The sequence below is a fragment of the Aeromonas enteropelogenes genome (genome assembly GCF_000819845.1).
Lineage (GTDB): Bacteria > Pseudomonadota > Gammaproteobacteria > Enterobacterales > Aeromonadaceae > Aeromonas > Aeromonas enteropelogenes.
On sequence record NZ_CDCG01000040.1, the window covers coordinates 7,464 to 20,627 of the forward strand.

10 protein-coding genes are annotated in these 13,164 nt (G+C 59.0%); all 10 read left to right on the top strand.

The features are described from left to right. Window positions 1-1,381: 1,381 nt before the first annotated feature. Genes tssB through tssH form a run of 10 tightly spaced genes read left to right on the top strand, consistent with a single transcriptional unit; the run spans window position 1,382 to window position 13,163 of the window. Window positions 1,382-1,885, top strand: a complete 504-nt coding sequence (gene tssB, locus BN1123_RS16895; protein ID WP_042028451.1) for a type VI secretion system contractile sheath small subunit — start codon at window positions 1,382-1,384, stop codon at window positions 1,883-1,885. A 37-nt stretch (window positions 1,886-1,922) separates the two neighbouring features. Continuing rightward, on the top strand, window positions 1,923-3,404 hold the full coding sequence (gene tssC, locus BN1123_RS16900) for a type VI secretion system contractile sheath large subunit (protein ID WP_026457012.1): 1,482 nt from the start codon (window positions 1,923-1,925) through the stop codon (window positions 3,402-3,404). Window positions 3,405-3,410: 6 nt separating this feature from the next. After that, the gene (gene tssE / locus BN1123_RS16905) at window positions 3,411-3,842 is read left to right on the top strand and encodes a type VI secretion system baseplate subunit TssE (protein WP_042028453.1); all 432 of its coding nucleotides are present in this window, start codon (window positions 3,411-3,413) and stop codon (window positions 3,840-3,842) included. 3 nt (window positions 3,843-3,845) lie between these two features. Beyond that, a complete protein-coding gene (gene tssF / locus BN1123_RS16910; protein WP_026457013.1) occupies window positions 3,846-5,612 on the top strand; it encodes a type VI secretion system baseplate subunit TssF in 1,767 nt (588 codons plus the stop codon). After that, window positions 5,576-6,574: a type VI secretion system baseplate subunit TssG gene (tssG, locus tag BN1123_RS16915; RefSeq protein ID WP_026457015.1), complete on the top strand. Its 999-nt coding sequence runs from the start codon at window positions 5,576-5,578 to the stop codon at window positions 6,572-6,574. Before tssF ends, tssG begins: the two co-directional genes overlap by 37 nt. 40 nt (window positions 6,575-6,614) lie before the next feature. Then, a complete protein-coding gene (tagH, locus tag BN1123_RS16920; RefSeq protein WP_042028456.1) occupies window positions 6,615-7,850 on the top strand; it encodes a type VI secretion system-associated FHA domain protein TagH in 1,236 nt (411 codons plus the stop codon). Continuing rightward, window positions 7,850-8,365 (top strand): type VI secretion system lipoprotein TssJ, encoded by a 516-nt coding sequence (tssJ, locus tag BN1123_RS16925; RefSeq protein WP_042028457.1) that lies wholly within the window; start codon window positions 7,850-7,852, stop codon window positions 8,363-8,365. The genes tagH and tssJ overlap by 1 nt, the downstream gene beginning before the upstream one ends. A 2-nt stretch (window positions 8,366-8,367) precedes the next feature. Continuing rightward, window positions 8,368-9,702 (top strand): type VI secretion system baseplate subunit TssK, encoded by a 1,335-nt coding sequence (gene tssK, locus BN1123_RS16930; protein ID WP_042028459.1) that lies wholly within the window; start codon window positions 8,368-8,370, stop codon window positions 9,700-9,702. Window positions 9,703-9,725: 23 nt separating this feature from the next. Then, entirely contained in the window at window positions 9,726-10,505 is a 780-nt protein-coding gene (gene icmH, locus BN1123_RS16935; RefSeq protein WP_042028462.1) for a type IVB secretion system protein IcmH/DotU, read from the top strand. 21 nt (window positions 10,506-10,526) lie between these two features. Further along, window positions 10,527-13,163, top strand: a complete 2,637-nt coding sequence (gene tssH / locus BN1123_RS16940; protein WP_042028463.1) for a type VI secretion system ATPase TssH — start codon at window positions 10,527-10,529, stop codon at window positions 13,161-13,163. Window position 13,164: the final 1 nt, after the last annotated feature.

Consider the following 13,164-nt stretch of genomic DNA (forward strand, 5'->3'; position numbering starts at 1 on the left):
GTCTTGTCTTGTCTTGTCTTATCGCTAACGCAGGCCGGACTAATGATTTAAAGAACAACACCAATCAAAGTTGTAGTAAATAAATTAGTATTTATAAACCATGGATTAACCACTTTCTCACTGGCAGTGAGAAAGTGGTTAATCTCCATGAAAATCCATTTTGGTAGGCATGTACTCGATATTTTCACTGCACCTTTAGTGTTTCATATACTACTTGGAGCAAGAGCGGAACAATATATTATTCAGGCGAAGACTTGACCTATATACTCCAATATACTTGGCAGCAGGATAATCCATCTTTAACTCAGCAAGTTTCGAACAGCCCCTTGTCCTACTTGATTCGTTCAAAAACTGAGTAGTGGTGCCTGCCTTGGGGTGAGAGATACAGCCAATCGCGCTTCCTCAAAAATCTTCTCACTCACTATCATGAATGGCTCCATTGCGATCCCTTTTGGGCTGGGTTGCTTCCAAGTACAGCTCTTCCTTCCTGACACGATAAGCAAGCCACTCTACCGTGATCTAGAAGGTCCTCGTATGAGGCGCTGTTCTTGGGTGATCTTCTGGATTGTTCCCCGCGACTTTTTTGAGTGGCCACAGAAATAATAAAGAAGGGATATAGACGGGCTGAAAATGACATGGATATGTCAAGTCTGTGAAGGTCGTTGGATGTCTGATAACAACCCCATGGGATACTGAGATTGTTATGATGGCAGATGATTTTATCATCTTGTCAATAAAGCGATATGGCGTTGAATAATGCGTTATCCAGGGGGGAATATAAGTGCAGTGAAGTAATCATTTATCATCATGAATGGTAAGGTCTACAACCTTATTGTGTTATCAGTTTGTTGTTGGTGCTCAGCATTGCTGCGTCCACTCTTGTCGCAATGATGATAATGGTTATATGACAGTTACCTTTATTGACGTTTAAATCGGCAAAAGCACTCAATATTTGTGTGCAATTGGTAGATTTTGCTTGAACGTGATTATTTATTTTTAACTTGCCATGAGGTGTTGTAAGTGTTTGTTTTATAAGTTCTTTGTATGCATGTGTTTTACTGGTTACTGCATCATCAATAAATAATCAATTGACTGCAAATAATGCATGCATATACCATGCGGCGCAAATGGCTCTTATGCCTAATGACCTCTAACACAGAATAGAGGCGTAATCGGGTTGTTGTTATAGATAACAAGAAGATATTGCATGTTCGATATTTAGAGCATTTGCTTTAGTGTGTCGAAAATGCACCGTCGGCCAATGAATCTTTCGTCGGTTATATCGGCGTGGCCGTCAACTGTCATATCTTACAGTTGATGGGGAGGATGTTGGCTATAAGCTTTAGGGCCTTGATGTGACCCTTAACTTGGTATTTAGAGCATGGGAAAAGGAATTGATGGCGCCACTGTCGCGCCCAAAGAGCGTATTAATATCAAATATGTACCGGCAACCGGTGGTCAGCAAGCGGAAATAGAACTTCCGTTGACCATGATGGTAGTCGGTAATATGAAAGGGCGTACCGAAGACACTCCCATCGAGGAGCGCCAAACCGTTTCAATCGACAAGAACAACTTCTCTTCCGTCATGAAAGAGTCTGCACTGGAGCTGAAGTTTGCTGTTCCCAACCGCCTGGAGGAGAACAGCCAGGACGAACTGCCGGTGTCGATCAAGATCCAGTCTCTGGAAGACTTCACCCCTGACAGCGTGGCCCAGCAGGTTCCCGAGCTGCGCAAGCTGCTGGAACTGCGCGAGGCGCTGGTTGCCCTGAAAGGGCCGCTGGGGAATATTCCTGCCTTCCGCAATCGTTTGCAGGATCTGCTGTCCAGTGATGAGGCTCGTGAGCAGCTGCTCAAGGAGCTGGATTTGATTAAGCCAGCCGAGTGATCGGCGGGTTGTATTGATTGACGAGAAAGGAATAAACATGTCTTTGGTCGAAGAACAGGTTCAAGCGGGGGCGAGTGCCGCCTCCTCGTCCTCCCTGCTGGACGAAATCATGGCGCAGGCTCGTATCACCCCGGTTGACGAGGGATACAGTGTTGCCAAACAAGGCGTCGCCGCCCTGATCGCCAACATTCTGGACAGTGGTAGCACGGCTGAGCCGGTCAACAAGGCGCTGGTCGACAGCATGATTGTCGAGCTCGACAAGAAGCTGAGCAAGCAGATGGACGTTATCCTGCATGCCAAGGAGCTGCAGGAGATGGAGTCCTCTTGGCGTTCGCTGAAATTGCTGGTGGATCGCACCGATTTTCGTGAAAACATCAAGATCCAGGTGCTTCATGCGACCAAGGAAGAGCTGCTGGAAGATTTCGAATTTTCACCCGAAATCACTCAATCCGGTCTCTACAAGCATGTTTACTCCACTGGCTATGGCCAGTTTGGTGGTCAGCCCATCGGGGCCGTGATCGGCGATTATGCCTTTACCCACAGCTCGCCCGATATCAAGCTGATGCAGTATGTCAGCGCCGTCGGTGCCATGGCCCATGCGCCTTTCATCTCCTCCGTTGCGCCCGCCTTCTTCGGTGTCGACAGCTTCACCGATCTGCCCTCCATCAAGGATCTCAAGTCGGTCTTCGAAGGCCCGGCCTACACCAAGTGGCGTTCACTGCGTGAATCCGAAGATGCCCGTTATCTGGGGCTGACCGCTCCGCGCTTCTTGGCGCGTCTGCCGTATGATCCGACCGAGAACCCCATCAAGGGCTTCAATTACCGGGAAGATATCAGCTCGGATCACGATCACTATCTGTGGGGCAACACCGCCTACCTGATGGGCACTTCCCTGACCGACAGCTTCGCCAAGTATCGCTGGTGCCCGAACATCATCGGTCCCCAGAGTGGTGGTGCCATCCATGATCTGCCGGTGCATGTCTATGAGGCCATGGGTCAGCTGCAAGCCAAGATCCCGACCGAGGTGCTGATCACCGACCGTCGCGAGTATGAGCTGTCGGAAGAGGGTTTCATCACCCTGACCATGCGCAAAGACAGCGACAATGCCGCCTTCTTCTCCGCCAACTCGGTGCAAAAGCCCAAGGTCTTCCCGAACACCAAGGAAGGCAAAGAGGCCGAGACCAACTACAAGCTGGGTACCCAGCTGCCTTACATGTTCATCATCAACCGTCTGGCGCACTACATCAAAGTGCTGCAGCGCGAGCAGATCGGCTCCTGGAAGGAGCGTCAGGATCTGGAGCGCGAGCTCAATGGCTGGATCAAGCAGTACGTTGCCGATCAGGAGAACCCGCCGGCAGACGTACGCAGCCGTCGCCCGCTGCGTGCCGCCCAGATCAAGGTGCTGGACGTGGAAGGGGAACCGGGCTGGTATCAGGTCGCCATGGCCGTGCGCCCGCACTTCAAGTACATGGGAGCCAGCTTCGAGCTGTCTCTGGTAGGTCGACTGGACAAGGAATAATGCCCTATGCCGCATCTCTCTTCCTGGGATAGAGGAAATGCGGCCAGTCTGTTTGATCGTATCCGGGGGGAGGGGCTGGTCTCTTCCCCCCGTTCGGAAGCGGATGAGCTGGTCGAGTCTGTCAAACGGCAGCTCGAACAGATCCTCAATACCCGTCCCGGCAACTGCCGCAGTGCTCCCGATCTGGGTGTCATCGATCTCAATGACGCGACCCAGGGCAGTGCGGATATCAAGGGGCGGATCCGCGAGGCGATCCGGCAGTGCATCCGTCGTTATGAACCGCGGATCATTCATGTGGATGTCCGTTCACCCGACTATCAGGCGACTCCGCTTGAGATGTCGTTTCAGGTGACGGCCCACGTGAGGCTGGAGCATATCGAGCAGGTTACCTCGTTCAACGTCCATATGGACAGTCACCGTCACTACCGCATGGTCTGATCAATGTCGCTGGAACATTACTTCAGGGATGAGTTGGCATTTTTGCGCCTGCAAGGGCGCGAATTTGCAGATAGCCATCCCGAGCTCACCCGCTTTCTGTCGGAGCAAAATTCCGATCCGGATGTGGAGCGCCTGCTGGAAGGCTTCGCGTTTCTCACCGGCAATCTGCGCGCCAAGATAGAGGATGAGTTTCCCGAGCTGACCCATGGTCTGCTCAATATGCTCTGGCCCAACTATTTGCGTCCCGTGCCCAGCATGACCATCATGCAGTTTTCGGTCATTCCGGGGGCCATCGCCCAGCCTGCGCTGGTCAAGCAGGGATGCCAGCTCGACAGTCTGCCTCTGGACGAGGTGACCTGTCATTTCCGTACCTGTCACGATACCTGGGTCTACCCGGCGGATATTCGTCATATCGCGGCCCAGAGCGGCAACGATCTCTCCACCATCTCGCTGGACATCGCCCTGCATGCCCCCTTGCCGCTGAGCGAGCTGCAACTGGACAAGCTGCGCCTGTACCTCGGTGGTGACAGCTACACCGCCTATGAACTCTATTTCTGGCTCTCCAACCAGCTTTCCCATATCGAGCTCGAGATCGACGGAAAGCGCTTTCGCCAGGAGGCCAGTGCGCTTAAACCGGTTGGCTTCGAGCGCGACGATGCGCTGCTGCCCTATCCGAACAACGTCTACTCCGGCTACCGGATCCTGCAGGAATATTTCTGCTTCCCGGAAAGCTTTCTGTTCTTCGAACTCGCCGGTGGTGACTGGCCGAAACAACCGTTGCCGGTGAGTGAATTCAAACTTCACTTCTGCTTCGATCGGCCCCTGCCAGCGGAGCTCAAGATCCGTCCCGACTCCTTCATGCTCAACTGTGTGCCGGCCATCAACCTGTTCCAGCACGACAGCGAACCGGTCAATCTCAATGGGCGTCAGGCGGAGTATCCGCTCAAGGCGAGCTATCGCCACGCGGACAGCTTCGAGATCTTCTCGGTCGACGACGTCGAGGGGTGGGTCGAGGGCAACCTGGGTCGCTCGCGCGGTACGCCGCGCATCTATCAACCGTTCGAGAGCTTCCAGCACCAGATTGAGCGGGCCAAGCAGCGACTGGCGCTCTACTACCGGGTACGGGTCAAGGAGTCGGTGAGCGGGGATGGCTTTGATCACTATCTGTCGTTCGTGCGCGGGGACGAGACGGTCACTCATGAGCTTGACGAGTCGATCTCGGTCACCCTGACCTGTACCAACCGCTCCCGCGCCGCGCGGCTCAAGGTGGGCAGCATCTGTGTGCCGACCGGCAGTTCTCCTTCGTTTGCCACCTTTCGCAATCTCATCAGGCCGACCCGGCCACTGCGACCGGCCCTCGACGGCAGTTTGCACTGGACCCTCATCTCCAACCTGTCGCTCAACTATGTCTCCCTGCTGCGGCGCGATGCGCTGGTGCAGGTGCTGCGCACTTATGACTTTCCCGCGCTGCACGACAAACAGGCGGAGCAGGCGTCGCGCAAGCGCCTGGCGGGGATCGAGGAGATCAAGACCAATCCGGTTGACCGTCTGGTGCGCGGCATGCCGGTGCGCGGGCTCAAGTCACAGCTCTCCATTCGCCAGTCCGCCTTTGGCAGCGAAGGGGAGCTTTATCTCTTCAGTACCGTGCTGGCCCACTTTTTCTCGCTGTATGCCAGCGTCAATGCCTTCCACCTGCTTGAGGTGGTCAATCTCGACAACAAGGAGCGTTACCAGTGGCCAGTCCAGATCGGTCAACACTCCCTGATGTGACGTCCGGCAAGGACGCACCGCGCTTCAATTTCTTCCAGCTGGTGGAGTTGCTCAACCGGCTGGATGGTGCCGATCAGGAGCGAGGGCTCGACTATCTGCCGGGGAACGAGAACATCCGTTTCAAGGCGACTGCCTCCCTGGGCTTTCCCACCAGCGACGTGTTGCAGATTGGCCAGGACGCACAGGGACGCCACGAGCTGGAAGTGGCGTTTCTCGGTCTGCACGGCAGCCAGTCTCCCATGCCCGGCTACTACCTGGATTCCCTGGCGTGGGAATACGCCCAGGGGGAGCAGAAGCTCGGCCTGTTTCTGGATTTTTTCCACCACCGCCTGCTGACCCTGCTGCACCGCCTCTGGCGCAAGTATCGCTACCACGTGCGCTTTCAGGACAACGGGGAGGATGGTTTTTCCCGCCTGATGTTCGCCCTGGTGGGGCTCGGTAATGAGGCCGTCTGCCGCAGCCTGCCGGTCAACCGCGCCAAGATGCTCTCCTATGCAGGGCTCCTGGCCAGCCCCAGCCGCTCCCCCGAAGTGGTAGCTGGTTTGGTGGCCCACTGTTTCGATCTGGCGGATGTAGAGGTGAGTGCCTGGCAGTGGCGCAAGGTGCCCATCCATCCGGATCAGCAAAACCGACTGGGCCAGGCCTGCGCCACCCTGGGAGGGGATTTCGTCATCGGCGACAAGGTGAACGATTGTGCTGGCAAGTTTTTATTGAAGATCAACGATTTGAGTTTTAGCCAGTTTCTCGGGTTTCTCCCGAACGGGGAGCACTTCCATGCCCTGGTGACCTTTGTTTCCTTCATCCTGCGAGACCAGTTGGCCTGGGATCTGCGACTTGGCTTCGGCCAGGAACAGGCCAGGGGATTGCGTCTGGGGGAGGAGCAGAGCGCGCGCCTGGGGTGGAGTACCTTTCTCGGTCAGCCACCGAGTGATCCGTTCGTGACCATCTGTGTACAGGAATAAGCGCAGGAAATTAAGTGTAGGAACAAGTGCAGGAGTGAATGTGGACGATTTTAACCAGCAACTATCCCTGGTGGTGCTCAACAGCGAACAGCTCGACGGCAGCCAGCAGGTGCAGTACCGCTTCGACGAGACGGGGGGCACCCTGGGAGCCTCCGAGCAGGATGACTGGCCGCTGCGGGACAGACTGGGGGCCGTGTTGCCGGCCCATGCCCGGATCGAACTGCATGACGGTCGCTTCTGCCTGTGTGATCTGAGCGGACAGACCTATATCAATGGTGCCACCTCGCCCATCGGGCGGGCCCGCAAGGTACACCTCGAACAGGGCGACGAGCTGATCGTCGGCCCGTTCCGGTTGCGAGCCTATCTGGGCGCCGTTTCTCCCGAACAGAGCCTGCAGCAGGTGCTGGGCACTCGCCCCGCCGAGCAGCTCGACGAGTGGCTGGCCGGGGATGAACCCGCCCGGACCATGGACGATCCACGCACCCTGGCTGCCGATCCCTTGCTGGCATTGCAGCAGGAGCGCGCAGCCTCGGCCCCGCTGGCGGATACCCGCCTGCAGGCGCAGTTGCACTCCCAACCGGATACGGATCCCGTATCCCTGGCCCCCTTTTCTGCCGTCGAGAACACCATGAACCAAGAATTTCTGGATATGCCGAACATCGAGACCCATCCCGACTATCAGCCCTCCCTGGATGGTGTTGACCACGTGGCCCTGACGCCGCTGATGCGCGGCCTGGGTCAATCCCTGCAACTGCAGGACACCCAGCAGGCCCACGACATGCTCGAAGAGATGGGCAAGACGGTGCGGGCCATGGTGGAAGGGCTGCTGCAACTGCAACAGGAGCAGGCGGCGCTGGCTGACAAGCACCTGCGCCCCATCGAGGACAATCCGCTGCGTCTGGGGCTCGACTATGACGAGACCCTGGCGGTGATGTTTGCCGAGCAGAAGAGCCCGGTCCACCTGAGCGCCCCGGCGGCGGTGGCCGAGAGTCTGCACAACGTGCGCATTCACCACGTGGCAAACCAGCAGGCCATCGGTGCGGCGCTGGACAGCATACTGCAAGCCTTCTCGCCCCAGGCGCTGCTCGGCCGGTTCGAACACTACCGCCGCAGCGGGGCGCCGGGCGTGGCCGACGAGGGTTGGGCCTGGAACATGTACCAGCACTACTACCGCGAACTCACTTCTGCCCGTCAGCAGGGGTTCGACAAGCTGTTCCACCAGGTTTATGCCCAGGCCTATGACCAGGCCGTGCGTCAGCAACAGGGACTGATTTGATGATACGCGCGCTGATGCTGGGGGCGGCTCTGCTGGCCCTGGCGGGCTGTACCACCATGGGCAAGATGGCCGACGTGGCCATGAACCCGGACATCCAGGTGGGCAGCAATGATGATCAACCGTCCACCCTGGGGCTGAGCCTGCTGGCGGAGCCGGACGTCAACCCCAACGAGAGCGGGGAGGCGGCGCCCATCGAGTTTCAGGTGGTGGTGCTGGCGGAAGACTCCAAGCTGCTCGCCACCGATTACGACCAGGTGACCGAGGACGTGGAGAAGGCCCTTGGCAAGAACTACCTGGACCATCAGGACTACACCCTGCTGCCGGGCCAGTTCAAATACCTGCCTCCCGTCAAGCTTGACGAGAAGGTGCGTTACATCGGGGTGATTGCCCGCTACGCCGATCCGGACAGCGCCGAATGGCGCAAGGTCATCAAGGTCAAGAGCAAGGGGCGCGCCTATCAAATCCTGGTGCATCTGCGTCTGGATGAAGTGGAACTGAAGAAAGAAGAAGAATAATTATGTCGAGTCGAAATCGGGTTATCTGGCGTGAGGGGCTCTTCATCAAGCCCCAGCACTTCCAGCAACAACAAAGACATTCGGATTACGCGCTGCACGCCAGGTTGAGCGCGCTGTCCGACTATTTCTACGGGCTGCAGTCGCTCGCCATCAACGAGGATTACCTCGGCTTTGGCCGCATCGCCCTGGTGGGGGCCACCGGCATACTGCCGGACGGTACCGTGTTTAACATCCCCAACGACGATGTGCTGCCGACGCCGCTGGAAGTCACCGATGCCTCGGTGGCCAACCAGAAGGTCTATCTGGCGCTGCCGCTCTCGGTGAGTGGCGTCAACGAGGTGGGGCAGGGCGGCCAGGTGGCTACCCGGCTGCAGGCCCATCGCCATGATGTGCGCGATCTTCACAGCGAAGGGGGAGACGTGGTCTCCCTCGAAGTGGGGCGGGTCAGCCTGCGTTTGATGCTGGAGCGCGAAGATCGCAGTGCCTACGCCTCCTTGGCCATCGCCCGCATTCTGGACAAACGCCCCGATGGCGGTCTGGTCCTGGATCCCAACTTCATGCCCTGCAGCATCAGCGTGTCGGCCATTCCGGCCCTCAAACGCTTCCTCGGCGAGTCGGCGGGTTTGGTGGCGGAGCGGGCGCGCAGCCTTTCCCAACGCATCGCAGCGCCCGGCCAGCAAGGGGTGGCCGATGTGGCCGAGTTCATGATGTTGCAGCTCCTGAACCGGGCCCAGCCCCAGCTTTCGCATCTGGCGCGCCTTGGCACCCTGCATCCGGAGCGGTTGCACGAGGCCCTGGTGCAACTTTGTGGCGAGCTGATGACTTTCACCGACGAGTCTCGCCTGCCGCCGGAGTTCCCGGCCTATCGGCACGACGATCAACAGGTGAGCTTCGAGCCTGTGATGCTGGCCCTGCGCCAGGCGCTGAGCACAGTGCTGTCACCGCGCGCCGTCTCCATCCAGCTGCGCAAGCACCAGTACGGCATAGTGGTGGCCATGGTGAACGAGAGCGAGCTGATGCAAAGCGCTGATTTCGTATTGGCAGTGCGTGCCCGCATGCCCCAGGAGCAACTGCGCAAACAGCTGCTGCAACAGACCAAGGTGGCCTCCAGCGACAAGATCCGCGAGCTCATCAGTCTGCAGTTGCCCGGCATTCCGCTGCTGCCGCTGCCGGTGGCGCCGCGCCAGCTGCCCTATCACGCCGGTTACAGCTACTTCCAGCTCGACAAGCAGAGCCCGGCCTGGCAGATGCTGGCGGTCAGCAACACCCTTGCCTTCCACATTGCCGGCGACTTCCCCGAGCTCGACATGCAGCTTTGGGCCATCCGCAGCCAATGATCGCATCAAAGGAATAAGCAGAGATGACCACGGACATTATCAAGAACGAGCAACTCAGCGACCTGCTGTTCGATCATGCCGAGCAGCTGGACATGGATTCGGACTATTGGTTCCGCCTGCGCGGCCAGAGCATCAATCCCATGATCGATGCGGTGACCCCCTTGCTGGGGCTGGTGCAGCGAGTGCGCCTGCTGTCACGCTACGATCGGGTGCCCGAGCTCTACCAGCGGGTGGTGACCGAGATCCAGGCCATCGAGCAGGAGCTGATGGCCCAGGGCTACGAGAACGGTGTAGTGCTCTCGTTTCGCTACATCCTCTGCACCTTCATCGACGAGGCCGTGATGGGTCGCGACTGGGGCAGTCAGAGTGAATGGTCCCAGCACTCCCTGCTGGCCCGTTTCCATAACGAGACCTGGGGTGGCGAGAAGGTGTTCGTGCTGCTCGCCCGCCTGCAGGAAGACCCCGAGCGCTATCGCGACATCCTGGAGTTCATCTACCTGTGCCTCTGTCTCGGCTTCGAGGGGCGTTACAAGGTGATGAACAAGGGGCAAGGGGAGTTCGAACGCATCGTCCGGCAGTTGCACAGACAGCTGGCCCCCGAGAGCGCCGCCGAAGCCCCCAGCGTGTTTCACCTGGACCTCGGCCGTCAGGCCTCCCGCTATCAGCTGCGCAAGCAGATTTCCCTGCGCAGCCTGTTCATGGGGGGAGCCCTGATCCTGGCCATCATCTTTGGTCTCTATCACTACCAACTCAATAACCAGACCCAGGACGTGCTGCGTCAACTGGGCGAATTATTAAAATAATTTTCTTAAGGAGAGCACGCCTTGATTCGTATAGAGCTACCGGTACTGGTGGAAAGACTCAACCCCATCTGCCGTCACATGCTGGAGGAGGCTGCGGCCCTCTGCGTCAACCATCAGGGAGCCGAGATCCGCATTGAGCACCTGCTGCTCAAGATGCTGGAAACGCCCCTGTGCGATGTACGCCAGATCCTGAAAATGGCCGAGGTGGAGGTCGAGGAGCTCAAGACCCTGCTGCAACCCTCCGCGGCTGACAATGGCTATGGTCAGGGTTATCCCTCCTTCTCGCCACTGCTGGTCGAGTGGCTGCAAGACAGTTGGTTGCTCGCCTCTGCCGAGTTGCAGCATGGTCAGCTTCGCAGCGGCGTCATGCTGCTGGTGCTCCTGATGACCCCGCAGCGCTACCTGCCCGGCTCCGTGACTCGCCTCTTGGCCAACGTCAACCGCGAGCTGTTGCGCCAGCAGTTTGACGAGTGGGTCAAGGAATCCGCCGAGACCCAGGTGGCGGCTGCCAGCGGCAGTGCCGCCAAGAGTGGGACTGGGGCTGCCCTGCCGGCCGATGCCAGCCTGCTGGCCCGCTTCACCGTCAACGTGACCGAGCAGGCCCGTCAGGGCAGCCTGGATCCCGTGCTCTGCCGGGATCACGAAATCGACCTGATGATCGACATCCTCTCCCGCCGTCGCAAGAACAACCCCATCGTGGTTGGCGAGGCGGGTGTCGGTAAAAGCGCACTCATCGAGGGGCTGGCCCTGCGCATGGTGGCGGGCCAGGTGCCCGAGAAGCTGCGCGAGGTGGAGCTGATGACGCTCGATCTCGGCGCCATGCAGGCCGGTGCCTCGGTCAAGGGGGAGTTCGAAAAGCGCTTCAAGGGAGTGATGCAGGAGGTCAAGGACTCAGTGCGTCCTGTCATCCTCTTCATCGACGAGGCTCACACCCTGATCGGTGCCGGCAACCAGGCCGGTGGGATGGATGTCTCCAACCTCATCAAGCCGGCGTTGGCCCGGGGTGAGCTGCGTACCATCGCCGCCACCACCTGGAGCGAATACAAGAAGTACGTAGAAAAAGACGCTGCCCTGTCGCGCCGTTTCCAGCTGGTCAAGGTGAGCGAGCCCAATGCCGACGAGGCCACCGTGATCCTGCGCGGCCTGCGCAGCATCTACGAGAAAGCCCATGGGGTGCTCATCGATGAAGAGGCGCTGCAGGCCGCCGCCCAGCTCTCCGCCCGTTACATCTCTGGCCGTCAGCTGCCGGACAAGGCGATCGACGTGCTCGATACCGCCTGTGCCCGGGTGGCCATCAACCTGACTACGCCGCCGCGCGCCGTCAGCCACCTGCAAAACGAGCTGCGCCAGCGCGAGCTGGAGATCCGCCAGTTGGAGCGCCAGAGCCTGATCGGGCTCGGTGACAACGAAGAGCGACTGGTCGAGCTGCAGGCCGAGCAGCAGCGTTGCCGTGATGCCCTGCGCGAGCAGGAGTCCCGGTGGCAGCAGCAGCAGGCGCTGGTCCACCAGATCGTCGAGCTGCGTGCGGCTCTCCTGGCCGACGAGCAAGGGGAAGCCCTGGACCTGGCGGATGCCCCGCTCGATCCCCAGGCCGCTGCCGAGATGCTGGCCGGGCTCGAGTACGAGCTCTCCACCTTGCAGCAGGGGGAAGTGCTGGTCTCCGCCCACGTCGACAAGAAGCAGATTGCGGCGGTGATCGCCGAGTGGACCGGGGTGCCGCTCAATCGCATCTCCCAGGGGGAGCTCGACGTGGTGACCCGGCTACCCGAGTACCTCGGGGATCTCATCAAGGGGCAGGATGTGGCGGTGACCCACCTGCACAAACACTTGCTGACTGCCCGCGCCGATCTGCGTCGCCCGGGTCGGCCGCTGGGGGCCTTCCTGCTGGTGGGACCGAGCGGGGTCGGCAAGACCGAAACCGTGCTGCAGATTGCCGAGCTGATGTTTGGCGGGCGCCAGTATCTGACCACCATCAACATGTCCGAGTATCAGGAGAAGCACACCGTCTCGCGCCTCATCGGCTCGCCCCCTGGCTACGTTGGTTTCGGTGAGGGGGGCATACTGACCGAAGCGATTCGTCAGAAGCCCTACTCCGTAGTGCTGCTGGATGAGGTGGAAAAGGCCCATCCGGACGTGCTCAACCTATTCTATCAGGCGTTCGACAAGGGCGAGCTGGCGGACGGGGAAGGGCGCATCATCGACTGCAAGAACGTGGTCTTCTTCCTCACCTCGAACCTCGGCTTCCAGACCATCGTCGATTACGCCGAGCGGCCGGACGAGCTGCAGGATGCTATCTATCCGGAGCTTGCCGCCTTCTTCAAACCGGCGCTGCTGGCACGGATGGAAGTGATCCCTTACTTGCCGCTCGGCCACGATACCTTGGTGCAGATCGTGGGGGGCAAACTCAACCGTCTGGTCAAGCTGCTCAAGGAGCGTTTCGGGGCCGAGGTGGTACTGGAAGAGGCCGTGGCCGAAGAGATACTGCTGCGCGCCAATCGCAGCGAGAACGGGGCCCGCATGCTCGAATCCGTCATCGATGGCGCCCTGTTGCCGCCGGTCTCCCTGCAGTTGTTGCAGCGTCTCTCGGCCGGTGAGCCCATCAACCGGGTTCGTTTTTCCGTGGCCGATCACCAGTTTGTCGCCGAGGTGGAGGGCTGAC